General features: G+C 61.0%; 20 protein-coding genes and 1 pseudogene. 4 read left to right on the plus strand and 17 right to left on the minus strand.

Features of this window, described 5'->3' with window-relative positions; genetic code table 11:
- From ABI546_RS13810 to ABI546_RS13825, 4 genes and pseudogenes are all read right to left on the minus strand, one after another.
- Nucleotides 1-240: pseudogene (locus tag ABI546_RS13810) on the minus strand (electron transfer flavoprotein subunit beta/FixA family protein); the annotation flags it as partial.
- A gap of 322 nt (nucleotides 241-562) precedes the next feature.
- Nucleotides 563-1,927, minus strand: coding sequence for a mechanosensitive ion channel domain-containing protein (locus ABI546_RS13815; RefSeq protein ID WP_348047207.1), 1,365 nt, complete (start codon nucleotides 1,925-1,927; stop codon nucleotides 563-565).
- Nucleotides 1,909-2,712, minus strand: a complete 804-nt coding sequence (locus ABI546_RS13820) for an enoyl-CoA hydratase (protein WP_348047209.1) — start codon at nucleotides 2,710-2,712, stop codon at nucleotides 1,909-1,911. The genes ABI546_RS13815 and ABI546_RS13820 overlap by 19 nt, the downstream gene beginning before the upstream one ends.
- A 7-nt stretch (nucleotides 2,713-2,719) precedes the next feature.
- Nucleotides 2,720-3,673, minus strand: coding sequence for a histone deacetylase family protein (locus ABI546_RS13825; RefSeq protein WP_348047211.1), 954 nt, complete (start codon nucleotides 3,671-3,673; stop codon nucleotides 2,720-2,722).
- A gap of 40 nt (nucleotides 3,674-3,713) precedes the next feature.
- Between ABI546_RS13825 and ABI546_RS13830 the strand changes: the two genes are divergently transcribed.
- From ABI546_RS13830 to mltB, 4 genes are all read left to right on the plus strand, one after another.
- Nucleotides 3,714-4,634: a MoxR family ATPase gene (locus ABI546_RS13830; protein WP_348047213.1), complete on the plus strand. Its 921-nt coding sequence runs from the start codon at nucleotides 3,714-3,716 to the stop codon at nucleotides 4,632-4,634.
- Nucleotides 4,635-4,657: 23 nt separating this feature from the next.
- Nucleotides 4,658-5,677 (plus strand): DUF58 domain-containing protein, encoded by a 1,020-nt coding sequence (locus ABI546_RS13835; RefSeq protein ID WP_348047214.1) that lies wholly within the window; start codon nucleotides 4,658-4,660, stop codon nucleotides 5,675-5,677.
- A 601-nt stretch (nucleotides 5,678-6,278) separates the two neighbouring features.
- The gene (locus ABI546_RS13840) at nucleotides 6,279-8,294 is read left to right on the plus strand and encodes a DUF3488 and transglutaminase-like domain-containing protein (RefSeq protein WP_348047215.1); all 2,016 of its coding nucleotides are present in this window, start codon (nucleotides 6,279-6,281) and stop codon (nucleotides 8,292-8,294) included.
- Nucleotides 8,295-8,342: 48 nt separating this feature from the next.
- On the plus strand, nucleotides 8,343-9,419 hold the full coding sequence (mltB, locus tag ABI546_RS13845) for a lytic murein transglycosylase B (protein WP_348047216.1): 1,077 nt from the start codon (nucleotides 8,343-8,345) through the stop codon (nucleotides 9,417-9,419).
- A gap of 22 nt (nucleotides 9,420-9,441) precedes the next feature.
- Here the strand turns inward: mltB and ABI546_RS13850 are convergent, their stop codons facing one another.
- The 13 genes from ABI546_RS13850 to ABI546_RS13910 form a co-directional block, all read right to left on the minus strand.
- Entirely contained in the window at nucleotides 9,442-9,876 is a 435-nt protein-coding gene (locus ABI546_RS13850; protein WP_348047218.1) for a TIGR02594 family protein, read from the minus strand.
- Nucleotides 9,877-10,008: 132 nt separating this feature from the next.
- Complete coding sequence (locus ABI546_RS13855) at nucleotides 10,009-10,347, minus strand: hypothetical protein (protein WP_348047220.1); 339 nt, start codon at nucleotides 10,345-10,347, stop codon at nucleotides 10,009-10,011.
- Nucleotides 10,344-10,778 carry a hypothetical protein gene (locus ABI546_RS13860; RefSeq protein WP_348047222.1) on the minus strand — a complete coding sequence of 145 codons (435 nt, stop codon included), beginning with the start codon at nucleotides 10,776-10,778 and terminating at the stop codon, nucleotides 10,344-10,346. The genes ABI546_RS13855 and ABI546_RS13860 overlap by 4 nt, the downstream gene beginning before the upstream one ends.
- A gap of 439 nt (nucleotides 10,779-11,217) precedes the next feature.
- Nucleotides 11,218-11,757: a cysteine hydrolase family protein gene (locus ABI546_RS13865; protein WP_348047224.1), complete on the minus strand. Its 540-nt coding sequence runs from the start codon at nucleotides 11,755-11,757 to the stop codon at nucleotides 11,218-11,220.
- A gap of 87 nt (nucleotides 11,758-11,844) precedes the next feature.
- On the minus strand, nucleotides 11,845-12,339 hold the full coding sequence (locus tag ABI546_RS13870; RefSeq protein WP_348047226.1) for a GFA family protein: 495 nt from the start codon (nucleotides 12,337-12,339) through the stop codon (nucleotides 11,845-11,847).
- Nucleotides 12,340-12,377: 38 nt separating this feature from the next.
- Nucleotides 12,378-13,049, minus strand: coding sequence for a hypothetical protein (locus ABI546_RS13875; protein ID WP_348047227.1), 672 nt, complete (start codon nucleotides 13,047-13,049; stop codon nucleotides 12,378-12,380).
- 58 nt (nucleotides 13,050-13,107) lie between these two features.
- A complete protein-coding gene (locus ABI546_RS13880; RefSeq protein ID WP_348047229.1) occupies nucleotides 13,108-13,620 on the minus strand; it encodes a GNAT family N-acetyltransferase in 513 nt (170 codons plus the stop codon).
- Between the two features lie 6 nt (nucleotides 13,621-13,626).
- Nucleotides 13,627-14,151, minus strand: a complete 525-nt coding sequence (locus ABI546_RS13885) for a Rossmann fold nucleotide-binding protein (RefSeq protein ID WP_348047231.1) — start codon at nucleotides 14,149-14,151, stop codon at nucleotides 13,627-13,629.
- A gap of 270 nt (nucleotides 14,152-14,421) precedes the next feature.
- Entirely contained in the window at nucleotides 14,422-15,240 is an 819-nt protein-coding gene (locus ABI546_RS13890; RefSeq protein ID WP_348047233.1) for a transglutaminase family protein, read from the minus strand.
- Nucleotides 15,237-16,199 carry an alpha-E domain-containing protein gene (locus ABI546_RS13895; RefSeq protein WP_348047235.1) on the minus strand — a complete coding sequence of 321 codons (963 nt, stop codon included), beginning with the start codon at nucleotides 16,197-16,199 and terminating at the stop codon, nucleotides 15,237-15,239. The genes ABI546_RS13890 and ABI546_RS13895 overlap by 4 nt, the downstream gene beginning before the upstream one ends.
- A gap of 19 nt (nucleotides 16,200-16,218) precedes the next feature.
- Entirely contained in the window at nucleotides 16,219-16,380 is a 162-nt protein-coding gene (locus ABI546_RS13900) for an alpha-E domain-containing protein (RefSeq protein ID WP_348047237.1), read from the minus strand.
- A gap of 19 nt (nucleotides 16,381-16,399) precedes the next feature.
- Nucleotides 16,400-16,561 (minus strand): alpha-E domain-containing protein, encoded by a 162-nt coding sequence (locus ABI546_RS13905; RefSeq protein ID WP_348047237.1) that lies wholly within the window; start codon nucleotides 16,559-16,561, stop codon nucleotides 16,400-16,402.
- 2 nt (nucleotides 16,562-16,563) lie between these two features.
- The coding region (locus ABI546_RS13910; protein ID WP_348047238.1) for a circularly permuted type 2 ATP-grasp protein at nucleotides 16,564-17,438 on the minus strand (875 nt) is incomplete at its 5' end.

A 17,438-nucleotide genomic window follows, 5' to 3' on the forward strand; every position in this document is an offset into this window, starting at 1 on the left:
GGCGCCAATGGCCATGGCGGTGCGCAGGGTTTCCTGGCACTGCAGCACGCCGCAGCTCACGGCGATGACTTCGGTCACGACGCCCTTTTCTTTCAGGCGGGTCGCCTCTTCGACGGCGATCTCGTCAAACGGGTTCATGCTCATCTTGACGTTGGCGATGTCGACACCAGTGCCATCGGATTTGACGCGGACTTTGACGTTGTAGTCCACAACGCGTTTGACGGGAACCAAGACCTTCATGAGAGGACTCCAGAGTTGATGGATTGAGTACTAATTGAAATCGAAACGAAATCGGGACCGAATTGACGTTGACGTAAACGTAAGCTTTGCATTCTATGCTGCGACGCCCCTGATGCGGGCTGCGGAGCTGGTTCCCGGAGGGTATCCGGGGGGACCAGGCAGAAAAAGAACGGTCGTTCTATTTTTCATTATAGAGGGCCGGGCACAGGGAATTAGAGCATCCTGCCCAACCCCTGTCCTGTAGGTGTCTTTCAGGCGTCAATTGCCGGAGCGGCGAAAGAAAGGGGAACAGGAAAAGCGCACGCAAACGGCTTTTGCGGAGTCAAGGCTTGTCGGTGGTGCCCATCGCGTCGTCAGCAGCACCTTTCGCCAATTCCGCATTTTTAGCCGCCTCCGCGACGCTCAAACGCGTATGCACCACGCGCTGCGGATACGGAATGTCGATACCGTGCGCCCGCAGGGACTCGAGGATGGCCAGGTTGACACGGGAGCGCAGGTTCTGCTGGCCGTTTTCGGGGTCGATCATCCAGTAATTGAGCGTGAACTCAAGCCCGTCAGCGCCGAAATTGGTCAGGTTGGCGCCCGGCCCGGGGTCGCGCAGCACGCGGTCCTGCTTCAACGCCGCCTCGATCAGCAGGCGCATGACCAGCTCAACGTCGCTGTCATACCCGACCGACACCACCGTAGACTGCAGCACCTGGGAATCGGTCAGCGACAGGTTCTCAATCCGGTTGCTGATGAACATTTCATTTGGCACGATGGACTCGCGGCCCGACGGCGCTCGCACGATGGTGTAGCGCGCGTTGATGTCGGTGATGCGGCCCTCGAAGCTGTCCACGCGCACGTTGTCGCCAATGCGCACGCTGCGCTCGGCCAGCATGACAAAGCCGCTGACATAGCTGGCGGCCAGCTTTTGCAGACCGAAACCCACCCCCACGCCGATGGCGCCGCCCAGCACGGACAAGGCGGTCAGGTCAATGCCCACCGCCGACAGCGCCAATAGCAAGCCCACAAACATCAGCACCGCGCGCGCGGCGTTGCTCACCGCCTTGCGCAGGGAAAGCTCACTGCCGGTGGCCGAGCGCAGCACGCGCGCTTCAATGGCCGAGGAAATCCACAGCGTGATCAGCAGCACAACGCCGGCCGTCAGCGCGCCTTCAATCATGGTGCGCACCGAAAGCGTCGAGTTGCCGACCTTCCACTTGATGTCGTCGAGCTCGTCAAGAATCACCGGCAGCAAGCCGCTGACCCACAACACCATGGCGATCCAGGCCAGCCAGGAAATAGTGCGCTCCAGAGCCCGCACCAGCGGCGCATCCTTGAAGGCCACCTGCAGCACCTTGACCCCGAGGCGAATCACCGCCAGCGACAGCAACACCGGAATGGCAACCTTGAACACCGCCAGCGGAAAGGTTCTTGCCAGAAGGGCTTGCACCGCATACGCAAAGGACAACAGCAACAACGGAAACAGCACGCCGTCGATCACGCGCCGCCCGAAAAGGACGGATGTTCCATCGACGGCCATGCGCGCACGGCCCGCCAGGCGCACCACCAGCCAGGCCAGCAAGGCACAGGCGATCAGCGCAGCCAGCTCCGTCAGGGAGCTGGGCTGGGCCAGCGCCGTGAACCAGCCATCCAGGGTGTCGATGCGGGAAGGGGGACGGTTCGTCAGGGCGCCGGCAGCCATTGGGGTTTCCTTTTTTCGATGAAAGCCTGCACGCCTTCCTGTGCAACAGGATGGACCATGTTGTGGGCCATGGACTGGCCCGCCAACTGGTAGGCGGCTTCGATGCCGGTTTCACGCTGTTGATAGAAAAGCGCCTTGCCCATGGCAAGCGCTTCGCGCGGCTTGAGCAGCAGCGACTGTAAAAGTTTCTCGACTTCGGCGTCGAGGACGTCCAGCGGCACGACGCGATTGACCAACCCGCGCACACGCGCTTCGTCGGCCGTGATGAAGTCACCCGTCAACAGCATTTCCATGGCCTGCTTCGCCGGAATGTTGCGCACCAGCGGCACGCTGGGCGTGGCGCAAAAAAGGCCCACATCGATGCCGTTCACACCGAAACTGGCGTTGCTCGCCGCCACGGCCAGGTCGCACTGCGCCACCAGCTGACAGCCGGCCGCAGTGGCCAGGCCTTGCACCTGCGCAATCACAGGCACAGGCAGCTTCTGGATGCTGAGCATCATTCGTGTGCATTGGGCAAAAAGCTTCTGGTAGTAGGCCATCTCAGGCCGGGCGTGCATGTCTTTGAGGTTGTGGCCGGCGCAAAACGCCTTGCCTTGTGCCGAGATGACCACCGCACGCGCCAGAGGATCTGCCGCAACTGCGTCCAGCGCAATTTGCAGCGCCGCCAGCACGTCTTCGCTCAGCGTATTGAAAGTGGCGGCCCGGTTCAGAACCAGGCGGTGCACGCCGCGTGCGTCTTGCGTGTGAAGCACAGGAGCCGAAAGATCGGCGGTCGCGGCACTCATCACAGCCCTACAGATCGGCCAGGACGCGAATGTGGGCTTCCACGCTGCGCGCCAGCGCGTTCAGGTTGTAACCGCCTTCCAGCGACGAGACAATGCGCCCTTTCGAATGGCGGTTGGCAACGTCTTTCAGGCGCTGGGTGATCCAGGCGTAGTCTTGCTCGACCAGCCCCATCTGACCCAGGTCGTCGTCGCGGTGCGCATCAAAACCGGCGCTGATGAAAATCATCTCGGGCTTGAATTCTTCCAGCCGCGGAATCCACGCCGCCTCGATCAGCTCGCGCACGGCCATGCCTTTGGTGTAGGCCGGCACGGGCAGGTTGAGCATGTTTTGAGCGTGGCCTTCGGTGCCGGTATACGGGTAAAACGGGTGCTGGAAAAAGCTCACCATCAGCACGCGGTCGTCGCCGCTCAGGATGTCTTCGGTGCCGTTGCCGTGGTGTACGTCAAAGTCGACCACCGCCACGCGCTTGAGGCCGTGGCGCTCCAGCGCATATTTGGCGGCAATGGCCACGCTGTTGAAAATGCAAAACCCCATGGACCTGCGATGGCATGCATGGTGCCCGGGCGGCCGCACGGCGCAAAACGCGTTTTCAAGTTCGCCGGCCATCACGGCGTCGGTGGCTGCCAGCACCGCGCCCACCGCGCGGACGGCGGCGTTCCAGCTGTAGACATTCAGGGCAGTGTCGGGGTCGATCTGGGCGTAAGCCGGTCCGCCCGCATTGATGTCGTCCCCCAGGCTGTCGCTCAGGCCGCGGATTGCCGCCACCATCATTCGGTCATGCCCCAATTCGATGTCGCCCAGCGATGCGAAAGGCGCCTCGCGCGTGTCCAGCGCGTCCTTGACGCCCGTGGCCAGCAGCCAGTCGTCAATGGCGTCGAGCCGCTCGGGGCATTCGGGGTGGCCAGGACCCATTTCGTGCTTGCGGCAATCTGCGTGAGTGAAATAACCAGTCGCGTTCATGGGGAAATAATTTGTAAAAAATTACGGTATGGTTGGCACCATGAAAGTCACAGAAAAACTCCAGGCACTCCTCGATCAGCTTAACACGGTCATCGTCGGGAAACCGGCGCAGGTACAGGACTGCGTGGCCTGCCTGCTGGCCGGCGGGCACCTGTTGATTGAGGACGTTCCGGGCGTCGGCAAAACCACGTTGGCCCATGCGCTGTCCCGCTCTTTCGGGCTGCAGTTTTCACGGGTGCAGTTCACCGCCGACCTGATGCCCAGCGACCTGTCGGGGGTCTCAATTTACGAACGCCAGAAGGAAAGCTTTGTGTTTCATCCCGGGCCGGTGTTTGCGCAGGTTCTGCTGGCCGACGAAATCAACCGCGCCAGCCCGAAAACCCAAAGCGCACTGCTCGAAGCCATGGAGGAAAAGCAGGTCACGGTGGAAGGCGAAACCCGCCCCCTGCCCTTGCCCTTCTTTGTGATCGCCACACAAAACCCGCACGACCAGCTCGGCACCTACGCCCTGCCTGAATCCCAACTGGACCGCTTTCACATGCGGATTTCGCTGGGTTACCCCGACCGCGCCGCCGAACGCGAGCTGCTGCGCGGCGCCGATCGGCGCGACATGGTCGAACAGCTGACGGCCGTGCTGGCGCCTCACGAGCTGCTGGAGCTGCAGCAGATGGTGGCGGCAGTCCACGCGTCGGAGCCGTTGCTGAATTACCTGCAGGACCTGGTGACCGCAACCCGTTCGGGTCGCTGGTTCCTGCAAGGTCTCAGTCCCCGCGCCGGTATCGCCATCATGCGGGCCGCCAAAGCCCAGGCTTTTTTGAGCAAACGGGACTATGTCGCGCCGGATGACATTGCCGCCGTGCTGCCGCAAACCGCCGCGCATCGACTCATCCCGGTCAGCGATGCCGGGCGCGGCCCGGTGGAGCAAGTGCGGGCCATGCTGGAAGCCGTGCCCCTGCCCTGACGGGTCGGGCAAAGCGCAATAGCATGGCCACGCCGGCATCCTTTCCCAACCCCCTTGCGTTTGTTCGCGGGCGCTTCCAGAAATGGTGGCAGACCAAGCTGCCGTTCACCGACAGCGTGACGCTGACCCAGCGCAATGTGTACATCCTGCCCACACGCCCCGGCTTGATGCTGGGTGTGACGCTGCTGGTGCTGCTGGTGGCGTCCATCAACTACCAGCTCAATCTGGGCTATCTGCTGACGTTTTTGCTGGCCGGCAGCGCCTTGGTCGGCATGCATGTCTGCCATGGCACATTGCGCGGACTCGCTATGAATTTAGCAGCACCTCCCGCTCACTACGCGGGCGCCACAGCCGCTTTTGATGTGAAACTAATGAATGCGAAACGGTCCGTGCGCCACGGCATCGGCCTGAGCGTGCTGGACCCGCACGATGTGGATGCCAAAAAAGGGACCGAGCGCCATTGGGTGTGGACCGATGTGCCCGCACAAGGCAGCAGCGTGGTGCAGGTGGCCTTCACGCCACCGCGGCGCGGCTTGCACCGCTTGCCCACGCTGACGGCAGAAACCCGCTTTCCGCTGGGCACCTTCCGCGTCTGGACGGTGTGGCGCCCGGCAGCCCAGATCCTCGTCTATCCACAGCCCGAGGCCCACCCGCCACCACTGCCGCCCGGCGAGCCCCGCTCCGGCGGCGCAGCCTCCGCCTCACGGGCCCAGAGCACCGGCGAGTTCGACGGCGTGCGCGGCTATCGCCGCGGTGACCCCCTGAAACTCGTGGTCTGGAAAAAGGCAGCCAAGGCCGACGAACAGGGCAACGGCCTGGTCGTGCGCGACACGCAACAAGCCCAGCGCCATGAACTCTGGCTCGACTTCATGAATGCGGGATCTGCAGGCTTTGAACAAAAGCTTTCACGGCTGTGCGCCTGGGTGTTGATGGCCGACAAGCTCGCGCTCGACTATGGCTTGAGGCTACCTTCGCTGGAGATCAAGCCTGCGAGCGGCGAGGCGCATAAGAGGCTTTGCCTGGAGGCACTCGCGGTATGTTGACGACGAGTTTCGATTCGTCTTCGCAGCCCGGTTCGGGTCCGCTCCGGCAGAGGTACTCTTTGCGAACGATTGCTGGCCGGGGGTTGCCCGGCAGCAACTCACTTTTCTTTTGCTTCGCCAAAAGTAAAGTAAGCAAAAGAAAAGGCGACCCTGCTGTCTGCGTCCCTACGCTTCGCTACGGGCAACCTGCGGTGCTCGGTCCAGGCGGGGTGGGGGAAAAATACAAGTACCAACAGGAGACCGAAAGCCTGAAGAAACCAGGACACGCCATGGCGTGTCCTGGTTTGTCTTGGTATTGGGTCCCCGTTCCTGATCGCCCCGTCCTGGCTGGGCCGAGCAGCGCAGACGGAGGCGGGATCAGGGCCGCAGTTGTCCGAGCCGCAGGCGAGTTCTGCGGACCCCCGCCGCAGTCGAGCAGCGCAGGTTGCCCGAAGCGAAGCGTAGGGACCCAGACTGCGGGTCGCCTTTCTTTTGGTGACTTTTCTTTGGCGAAGCAAAGAAAAGTTACTTGCCGCCGGGCAACCCCCGGCCAGCAGCGCTCAACAAGCCACCTGTCAACTCCACAACAAGGGCAAGACTCAGACAGTCAGCAGGAGCAAACATGCTGACCCGCCTCAAAACCCTTCCCCGTGACGCCCGCGACACCCTGTTCCTGTTAACCGTCATCGCCTGGGTATTGCTGCCCCAGGTGGGCAACCTGCCGCTGTGGTGCAGCGCGCTGGCCGGCGCCGTGCTGGTCTGGCGCGGCTGGCTGGCCGTGCATGCCCGTCCGTTGCCGGGCAAGTGGTGGCTGGTGGCGCTGCTGGCTCTTACCATCGGCGCCACACTGACGACGCACCGCACCCTGCTCGGCCGTGACGCGGGGGTGACGCTGCTCGTGGTGCTGTTGACGCTCAAGACCCTGGAACTGCGCGCCCGTCGCGACGCATTTGTGGTGTTCTTTCTCGGCTTCTTCTGCATGCTGAGCAACTTCTTTTATTCACAGTCCCTGCTTACCGCCTTCAGCATGCTGGTGGGCCTGATGGGGCTGCTGACCGTGCTGGTCAATGCCCATTTGCCGGTGGGGAAACCGCCGCTGCTGCAAACCGCCAAAACAGCCGGCTGGATGGCGCTGCTCGGTGCGCCCATCATGCTCGTGCTGTTTTTGCTGTTTCCAAGACTCGCCCCTTTGTGGGGGGTGCCGGCTGATGCCATGACCGGCCGCAGTGGCCTGAGCTCCAGCATGCAGGTGGGCAATATCGCGACACTGGCGCTCGACGACAGCGTCGCCATGCGCATCCGTTTTGAAGGGGGCACGCCGCCTCAGCAGCAAGACCTGTATTTCCGGGGCCCTGTGCTTTCAAACTTTGACGGGCGGAACTGGCAGCCGCTGCGCGCCTTTTTGCCGTCGCGTTATGCATTGCCGGCCAACCTTGAGGTGGCCGGTGCGCCCATCAACTACGAAGTCACGCTGGCACCGAATAACCAGCCCTGGATCTTTGTGATGGAGGCGGCCCCGCAAAGCCCCGAGCTGCCTGGGTATCGCAATGTGATGGATGCCGACCTCCAGTGGTTTACCAACCGCCCCATCACCGACCTGGTTCGCTACAAGGCCCAGAGCTACCCCATCTTCAGACATGGGCCGCGCCAGCAGGTGATCGGCCTGCAGGAATATGTCGCCCTGCCGCCCGGCTTTAACCCCCGCACGCTGGCGCTGGCAGCCGAGATTCGCCGCGACCCGCGTTATGCGGCGGCAAATGCCCGCACGCTGGTGCAGGTTGCGCTGGAACGGCTGCGCACCGGCGGCTATGTCTATACGCTGGAGCCGGGCGTCTACGGGCAGCACACTGCCGACGAATTCTGGTTTGATCGCAAGGAAGGTTTTTGCGAACACATTGCCTCGGCGTTTGTGGTGCTGATGCGGGCTCTCGATATCCCGGCGCGCATCGTCACCGGCTACCAGGGCGGCGAGGCCAACAGCGTGGACGGCTATTGGGTGGTAAGGCAAAGCGACGCACATGCCTGGGCCGAAGTCTGGCAGACCGGTGAAGGCTGGGTGCGCGTAGACCCGACCTCGGCCGTGGCGCCGGGGCGCACCGGGGCATTTCAGCGCCTGGCCGCGCCGCAAGGCGTGGTGGCGCAGGCGCTGGGCAACTTCAGTCCAACCCTGACGGCCCAATTGCGCGCCACCTGGGAGGCCGTGAACAACGGCTGGAACCAGTGGGTGCTGAATTACACCCAGGGCAAGCAGCTCAACCTGCTGAAAGACATCGGCTTTGAATCCCCCAGCTGGGAAGACCTGAGCTATGTACTGATCGGCATTGTGGTGGTGGCGGCCCTGGTCGGCGCTGCCTGGACGCTGTGGGACCGTGCGCAGCACGATCCCTGGCTGCGCCTGCTCACCCGCGTGCGAAAGCGGCTGGACAAGGCGGGTATTCACAGCACGCCAGCCTCGCCGCCCCGTCAGCTGGCGCAAGAAGTATTGAACCGCTACGGTCAGCAGGGCAAGACCGTGCATGACTGGCTGCTGCGCCTGGAGCAGATGCGGTACGCCGCCGCACCGTCAAGCGGCAACCAGGGCACGCAGCAGCTGCGTGCGCTCAGGCAGGAGTTCGAGCGTCTCGCCTGGCCCGCTTAAAATAGGCCCACCCTTCCCGCTCACTCTTCGTCATTCAATCACTCCTTCATGCGTCTTCAACGTTTCGGATTTGCTCTCTTTTTGATAGCTGCTTGCGCAGGATCAGCCTGGGCTGGAGAGGGAAATAACATCAAAAAGCGCGTTTCCGCCAAATCGGTACCGGCACAAGGACCGCTGTATTCGACCCGCCCCGAAGCCATGCAGTTTGCCGACGACATGGCTGCACGCCGCGACCTGGACCCCGACTGGGTGCGCGATGCCATCGGCCAGTCGCGCTACAACGCCACCGTGGTAAAGCTGATGCAGCCGCCCACCAAGCCTTTCGTCAAAAACTGGCGCGTCTATCGCAGCCGTTTCATCGACCCCGTGCGCATTGAAGCCGGCAGGCGCTTCTGGCTGGAGAACCAGCAGACGCTGGAGCGCGCCGAGAAGGAATACGGCGTACCCGCCGAGATCATCGTCGGCATCATTGGCGTAGAAACCATCTACGGCCGCGACACCGGCAGCTTCCGCGTCATGGACGCGCTGACCACGCTGGCCTTCGACTTCCCGGTGAACCACCCTCGCGCCAAAGAGCGCAGCGAATTCTTCAAGGGCGAGATCGAGCAATTCCTGACCCTGCAAAGCCGGCGCGAAGCCAACCCCTTCGAGGCCCGCGGCAGCTTTGCCGGCGCCATGGGCATGCCGCAGTTCATGCCGTCAAGCTGGATCAAGTACGCGGTCGATTTTGACGGCGACGGCAACGTCGACCTGTGGGGCAGCCCCGCCGACGTGATCGGCTCGGTGGCCAGTTATTTCAAGGCCTTCAACTGGCAAACCGGCATGCCCACCCATTACGCCGTGAGTTTCGACAAAAGCCGGCTCGATATGGACGCGCTGATGGCGCCCGACATCCTGCCCACTTTCAGCGTTGAGAGCTTCACGGCGAAGGGCGCGGTACTGGAAGGCCTCGCCCTGCAACACAACGGGCCGCTGGCGCTGGTTGAGTTGCTCAACGGACCGGACGCGCCGCAATACGTCGCGGGTACCGAGAATTTTTATGCGATCACGCGCTACAACTGGAGCAGCTATTACGCGATGGCAGTGATTGAACTGGGAAGAGAAGTGGCGGCGCGGGTCAGGTAAGACCTGCTCCCGGGAGGCAGAGTCAAGCCGACCGCTGCGAGGGCCAGCGGTAGCCCAGAACCGCGGCCAAGGGATAGGCGTTCTCACACACCTTGTCCAGCTGGTTGCCACCCAGCAGATACACATACGCTTCATCGGCGCGAAGGAAAAACCCCACGTGCCCCTTCCAGCCGCCGGGGTCTTCGCGTGACAGCACGGCAATACAGCCCGGCAAGGGTGCATCGAGCGGCTCGCCCCAGTCAAGCCAGGAACGCGCCAGCGCAGACCCCGTGCCGGAAATGCCGACCTGAGCCAGCGACCAATTCATGAACGAGGAACACCACGAAGCCTTGTCGTCATAGCCACGGATGTTGGTGTATGCGTGGTACTCCGTGACGCGGGGGTTGCTCTGGCCGGCAGGAAAAGTGCGCACACCGACTTCGGCGAAGGCGATGGGCATCCAGGGTGGTTGTTGCATGAGTGCGTGAGGAGTGGACGTGAGTGCCTGCGGACGCCGCAGGCTGAACGGACCTGCTCCAGAAAAGAAATCCGGCGTCATTATGACGCCGCGAAATTCCGCACTGGCAGCAATTGGCAGCCAGAGAACGGTTTACTTTGCACCGTGAGCAAACAATAAAGCCAGTACCCCATAAGCAACGAAGAGGCCCAAATTCAACACGCCAAAAACCGCCCCGAGGTTCTTGGTGAAAGCGCTTTGGCTCCAGCGGGCCGTCAACCCGAGCACGCTGCCGGCGAAGGATGTAAAAAGTATCACCGCCTGCAGACCTTCTGCATCCAGCCCAAAGCTACGTGACACGGCATCCAGATTCGCGACAAAACAAGCCACGAATACGAGTGCAGCGGCCGAAAGATACGGCGACGCCCTGCCGAACGGTGGTGCGCCATAGGAAGGCCCGGCATGTGCCGGTTTGTCGGCCGGGTTGCTCATGGTTCAACCCGGATCAGTGTCATGGGGATCGGCGTGCCGGTCACCAGCGCAACAAAGGCATAACCACCGATCGACGGGTTGTCCTTCCTGGTGACGCGGCAAAATGCGTTGGCCACGTTCTGTATGCACGCCATATCAAACTGCCCCTGCATTTCTGCCGGAAAAGCACCGAGATAGCTTGTGGTTTCGTTCTCGGTCGATGTGCGGTATTCGCAGGCGCGGTCACAGCTGATGCTCTTCCAGGGGGCGTCGCCTTCTTTGCCCTCCATCAACCATTTATCGGGCTTTCGGGACAGGCGAATCTGCATTCTGGACGGCTGCCCATCCTTGCCGCTGATCGCATATGTGGCCATGTCAGGCTCACCTATTTCCGCCGCCAGGCATGGCAGGGAAACAAGGCTCACAACGATGGCCAGAAACAGCTTTCGCATGGAAGACTCCCGACACATTGACCAAGCCGCACTCGGGCGCTGGCAGTGGTTGCAGTTATACCCCCACTGCCTGAAAAACATAAGGCCCACCTGAAGCGCTATCAATTCAATAGCTTCTTGCGCCCGCTGCTATTGGGGTACGAGCCTTTTTTATGCTTGAAATCGCCAATTCCGGGGCGTCAAAATTCTTTTGACGCTTCTGGACTGTGAGTTGACGCGTTCCGAGAGCATCTCAGGCACATTTCGGTCTTTTTTATGAATGATTTGAGCTACAGAGCAATTCCGCCGGGCGCAAGCAGCTATCAAAATCATAGCGGCCCGACGGTTCGAATCCGGCAAAGATGTTCGCGCCAGGCTCCTCTCGTGTCGCAAATCCAGGCCCGGGCAGACTCAGGCCGGCGGAATGGTAATTTTCACCTTCATCCGGTTGCGCCCAAGGTCAGGATTCAATCCGTATCTCACCGGCCGGCCGCGGAGTGACTCTTGGCCCAAAGCTCTCGATATTTGCCAGTGTCACCGTATGGTGAGCGGAAATTTGTGCCGCAGTGAGAACCCGGTTGTCCACTGTGGAGTGGCCGTCTGAGACAAGGGTGACTGGATACCCCAAAGCCAAAGCCCGCCGCGTCGTTGTGTCCACACAGAAGTCGCTTTGCAAGCCGCAGATGATCACTTTCTTGATTCCACGCTCCTGTAGCAGCGCGTGCAGCTCTGTGTTGTGGAATGAGTCGGTCGCCTTCTTCCGCAGGTAGATATCGGTCGGCTGGGTGTCCAGCCCATCAGCAAGTCTCCATCCGTCCGTTCCGTATGCCAGCGAACTGTCCGGCGCCTCGTGCTGGATCAGGATGACCGGAGCCCCCGCGGCGCGGGTCTTGGCAGACACCCGGTTGATTCTGTCGATGACGCGCAGGCTTTCAAAGACTGCCCCCTCGCCGGAACAGAGAGCCTTCTGAACGTCGATAACAAGGAGAGCCGTTGTCATGGGATTGAGGTCTGTTGTTGGAGCATTGGCGCGCTGGAGAAACGGAGGGAAATTCAGCCAACTGCAATTTTCTGCTTCGGCAGGAGGTTAAGTTGCATCGCCGGAGTCACGCCGTTGCATCGCTTCCTGCCACAGCCTTGCGAGCTCACCTGGGCGATCTGGGTGGGTTTCGTACACGGCAACGCCAGGTGGAATCACAACCCACGAAAGCGCGCTTTTTGTCCAGAGGTGCGCAACAGGCTCAAACTCCCGCGCGTTATGCAGTGTGCCTGGTAGCAGCGCAGCCATGGTCGGCCTGTCGGCCGGTTCTGCCCACAACCGGGTATCGCAATCAACGCAAACTTTCGCCCTGCGCTGCCGCCCATTTCCCATATCAAATGTCAGAACCTGCGGGCTGCCCTGCGTAACCTCCAGCGCGGAGCGGTCGACCCACATGGCCAGCCGCATGGCACCGCCAGTACGCCGCTGGCAGTCTGTGCAATGACACGCGTAAAACGTCAGCGGATGCGCCGTGAGCTTGAACTGCACTTTTCCGCAAAGACAACTACCGGTCCACGGGGGAGTTGAGTCTGGGTAGCGCATTTATTTCACCTTCGAAATCCTTCATATCCCCCGGCCCTCTACTTCTGAGGAGTTGGTTTGGAAAGTTCGAACAGCCGTGGTTCTGCCAGCAAGTTACTCACGTTGGACTGAAATGCGTTCTTAAAAAATTGAGGAATGCTGCCTGTAATTACCTCTGCCGCCTCGAACGAGCCATCAGTGGTGGTTTCCAGTACGACCTTCGCGCTTGATTTGCTATAGATTTGCCAGCGGACGCGCATGTAAGTCGAGCCTTTCAATTTGCTTGTAATCCCGATGTTGGCGTCAGGGCTACCTGAGAAGGGAAAGCAGACATTTGTCTGCACTTTTTCTATGGCACCAGCCACGAGCAAGTCAGCACTGTTGATTGTGGTGTCAACAAACAGAGCTGAAGGATCTCCAGCAACCTTGTAGTTGAGCTTGGTGAACTCTTTCCGAAATCCATCCGAAAATTCATCGTCGGTCAGATTAATCCTCCCCCCTCGCCAATCAAGAGCGTTGCCTTTGAAGCAGCTCCATCCGTACTGGATGTTTACGACGCGATCGCCAAGCGGAATCTGAGTAATTACTTTCGTCAGGAGAAAAGTCTTGGCATCCGGGCCTGTTGGAGCAAGGAGAGGTGTCTTCTGCTCTGCCATCGTTGTTGGTTGAACTGAAACGCAACCAGCAAGTGCTGTAAGCAAAAGAGGCAATATTGAAACGATATATTTCATAGTTCGAATGTGCGAGCATGACATTTGAGATGAGCGAACGCTGGAAGCGCGAAGCATGTTAGAAGACATTTTCGGTGAACGGCTTAGACACACCTGAGCCGTCATGGGAAAGTTCAAGGGCCAGGAACTTCGTGCCGGGAACGGGATTGAATGTGACGGGCGCCGCTGGCAGAAAGCCCAGGGATTCGTAGAGGCGCAGTGCGGCAGAAAACTCAGGCAGGACATCGAGGCAGATGTGAGAGTAGCCTCTTGCCCGTGCTTCGGCGAGGATGCTCTCGACGAGCCGGCGGCCAAGGCTTTCGCCTCGCGCATTTGGCCGAACGTAGACGCGCTTCATCTCACAGACGGTGTCGTCGACGCGACGGAGCGCCGCGCATCCGACGACGGCCTGCTCCTTCCACGCGAGCAGCAGACAACCGTCAGGCGCGGCGTACTTTCCTGGTAACGCAGCAAATTCCGCCTCGTAGTCCTGGAAGTCGAGACTCACGCTGGGGCTGGCGATGTACTCCCGAAAGATGGCTATGACACGCTCAAGGTCATCGGGGAAGGCGGCGGACTTGATATCGGTCATCACAGCCTAGACGCGCGCTTGAACCAGGCCTAGCTCGCGAAGCTGGGCCTCCAGTTGTGCAACGGAACTCCAGGGCAAGATGGGGGAGTTCTGCCTCTCATCCGGAGGATTGGACGGCAAATCGTTGGACCAGCCTCCGCAACCGGTGAGTGGAAGCAGTGGCCGCTTGTGCAGCCAGGCCAGACAGACTTCGGAAATCGTGCCGGCCCGACCGCCAATCACAATGCATGCATCGCCGGCGAGCGCCATCATCAGGTTGCGTGCATCCCCCATTCCGCAGGGAATCACCACGGTGGCAGGCCAATCGGCCGGAGGCATTTGATCGGGAGGGACGATGCTGACCACCAAGCCGCCTGCGGCAATGGCTCGCTCGGCAGCAACCCGGGTGGCTGGACTCCCGCAGCCGCTGACCACGGTGATGCCCAGCTTCGCCAGCATCGCCCCGGCGTCCCCCGCAAGTTCATAGGCGGCAGATCCGGGCTCTGCACTGCCCAGGACGCATACCTGGGGGCGGCGGATAGATTTAGTCATGTGCGGTTGTCTCCTGCGGCCTGAGGCATGCAGGTTGCAAAATCTGCTGCACAAGCCAGTGCTTGCCAATGCAAGCTGAACATCAAAAAAACCTGAAAGCCGCTGAACGGGACCAGGTCCGCACGCGGCTTCAGCGATTGCAACTATAGCCTCAGCACCGGGAAAATCCGTGTGCCTTTCGCTGGCACGGTGGCGACACGCAGACAACGCATCCTGCGGATCGGTCGGCCAAAAGGGGCAGTGTTCGGGCCATGCCCAGCGCGCTCAAGGTCACACCGGCTGTATCGTGATCTCCACCGTCATCGACTCTTCCCCGCCGCCCTGCCGCACGCCCTTGCTGGGTGGACAGGCGTTGTAGTCGGTGCCCATGGCCAGGCGCACGTGGCGCTGGTCGATCAGGCAACTGTGGGTGACGTCTATGCTGACCCAGCGGCGTGTGGCCACGTCCAGACAGACGTCGCACCAGGCGTGGCTGGCCAGGTCGGGCTCGTTGGCCGCGTAAAAATAACCGCTGACATAACGCGCCGGGTAGCCCAGGCTGCGGCAGATGGCAACCATCACGTGGGCCTGGTCCTGGCAGACACCCGCGCCGGACTTGAAGGCTTCGAGCGCGGTGGTGGTGACGCTGGTGCTGTTCTTGAGGTAGCTGACGGCACCTGCCACGCCCTGGCTCAAGGCCAGCAGGGAGGGCAGGCTGGCCGTGCCGTCCAGGCTTTGCGGAATATAGCGACGGCCGAATTCCGCAAGCTCCCAGTGCGGTTCGGCCAGGTGTGTGGCGCGCAAAAAGAAATAGGGGTGCGGCAGGGTCTCCGCGTCATTGAACTCGGCCACGCCTAAAGTTTCCACGTCGCCGGCCGCATTCACCAGGCTCCAGCGCACGTTGTCGGCATCCTTGCCGACAAAGGTGTAGGAGCTGATCGTGTTGCCGAAGGCGTCACGCTGGGTGAACAACTTTTCCGGCGCGCCCAGGCTCCAGTAGTTCACCGTTTGCGCCGGCCCGGACTGCGGCGTGAGCCACAGCGTTTGCAGCGCATAGCGCAGCGGCTCGCTGTAGCGATAGTCGGTGATGTGACGAACGTGCAGTTTCAATGCGTTGCCGGCACGAGAAACTCGCGGCTGATGTGCGCTCCGAGTTCGTTCACGCGGTCCAGGAACTGCGTCAGGAAGGCGTGCAATCCCGTCGCAAGGATTTCATCAATGCGAGCAAATTGCAGGTCGGCCCGCAACTTGCCGGCGCGGCGCTGGGTTTCGCTGCTGGTGTCGCTGGTCACCATGGCAAGGTTGCTCATGACTTCGTTCAGGCAAGCCAGCAGGGAACGCGGCATGTCGGCGCGCAAGATCAGCAGTTCGGCCACGCGCTCAGGTTTGATGACGTCGCGATACACCTTGCGGTAGACCTCGAAGCCCGAGACGCTGCGCAAAATGGCGCTCCAGTGGTAGAAGTCGTATTCCTGGTCTTTCTCACCGGCCATGCCGAGAAAGTCGTTCTGCACGGCGTGAAACTTCACGTCCACCAACCGCGCGGTATTGTCGGCACGCTCGAGGAACGTACCGAGCCGCAGAAAGTGGAAGGCTTCGTCCTGCAGCATGGTGCCCAGCGTGACGCCGCGCGACAAATGCGATCGGAACTTGACCCACTCAAAGAACTGGCCGGGGTCACGCTCGAAGTCGCCGTTGCGCAGCATGCGGATCACTTCAAGATAAGTCTGGTTTTGCGTTTCCCAGACTTCGGTGGTGAGCGTGCCGCGCACGGCCCGGGCGTTTTCGCGGGCGTTTTGCAGACACGAAATGATGCTGGACGAATTTTTTTCGTCACGCACCATGAAGTCCATCACATCGCGCGGGTTGATGGCGTCACCATACTTTGCGGCGAAAGACGTCTTCAGTTCGCTGATGCTGAGCAAGCCTTTCCAGCCGGCCTGCACCAACGCATCGGATTGCGGCAGCAGCGAGGTCTGGTAGTTCACATCCAGCATCCTTGCGGTGTTTTCGGCGCGTTCGGTGTAGCGCGACATCCAGAAAAGGTGATCAGCAGTGCGGGATAACATTTTTTCTCCTTCCTAAGCCTCAAACACCGAAAGCGCTGACGCGCTTTGCGTATTTTGGTGATGACATCACAAGCGCTTCGCGCAATTGATGAGTCATCCCCGCGAATGCCTGCGGCATATCGCCGGCGCGTTCGGTGTAGCGCGACATCCAGAAAAGGTGATCAGCAGTGCGGGATAACATTTTTTCTCCTTCCTAAGCCTCAAACACCGAAAGCGCTGACGCGCTTTGCGTATTTTGGTGATGACATCACAAGCGCTTCGCGCAATTGATGAGTCATCCCCGCGAATGCCTGCGGCATATCGCCGGCGCGTTCGGTGTAGCGCGACATCCAGAAGAGGTGGTCAGCGGTTCTAGACAACATGATTACGCTCCCCCCACTTTTAATGATTGCGATTGCGATTGAGATTGCGACACCACGGGCGATGACGGACCTTCAAGAATCCAGGTGTCCTTGGTGCCGCCGCCCTGCGATGAATTGACCACCAGCGAGCCGTCTTTCAGCGCCACGCGCGTGAGGCCCCCCGGCACCATCTGCACTTCCTTGCCGCTCAGCACAAAAGGCCGCAGGTCGATGTGGCGCGGGGCAATGCCGCTTTCAACATACGTGGGGCACGTCGACAAGCTCAGCGTGGGCTGCGCAATGTAGCCCGAGGGATTGGCCAGCAAGGCGGCGCGGAATTCTTCGATCTCGGCCTTGGTGGAGGCCGGCCCGACCAGCATGCCGTAGCCACCCGCACCGTGAACTTCCTTGACGACCAGATCCTTCAAGTTGGCCAGCGTGTACTGAAGGTCGTCGTTGTTGCGGCACATGTAAGTCGGCACGTTCTTGAGGATCGGCTTTTCGCCGAGGTAGAACTCGATCATCTTGGGCACGTAGGGGTAGATGGACTTGTCGTCTGCCACGCCGGTGCCGATAGCGTTGCACAGCGAGACATTGCCGCTGCGGTAAACATTGAGCAGGCCCGCGCAACCCAGCGTGGAGTTGGGGCGGAAGGCCAGCGGATCGAGGAAATCGTCGTCGACGCGGCGGTAGATCACGTCGACGCGTTTGGGGCCACGCGTGGTGCGCATGTAGACGAAGTTGTCCTTGACGAACAGATCCTGACCTTCGACCAGTTCGACGCCCATCTGCTGCGCGAGGAAGGCATGCTCGAAGTAAGCCGAGTTGTACATGCCGGGCGTCAGCACCACCACCGTGGGCTCGGCCGTGGCGGGCGGCGCCATGCCGCGCAGGGTTT

This window comes from Polaromonas sp., from assembly GCF_039932935.1.
Classification (GTDB): Bacteria; Pseudomonadota; Gammaproteobacteria; order Burkholderiales; family Burkholderiaceae_C; genus Polaromonas.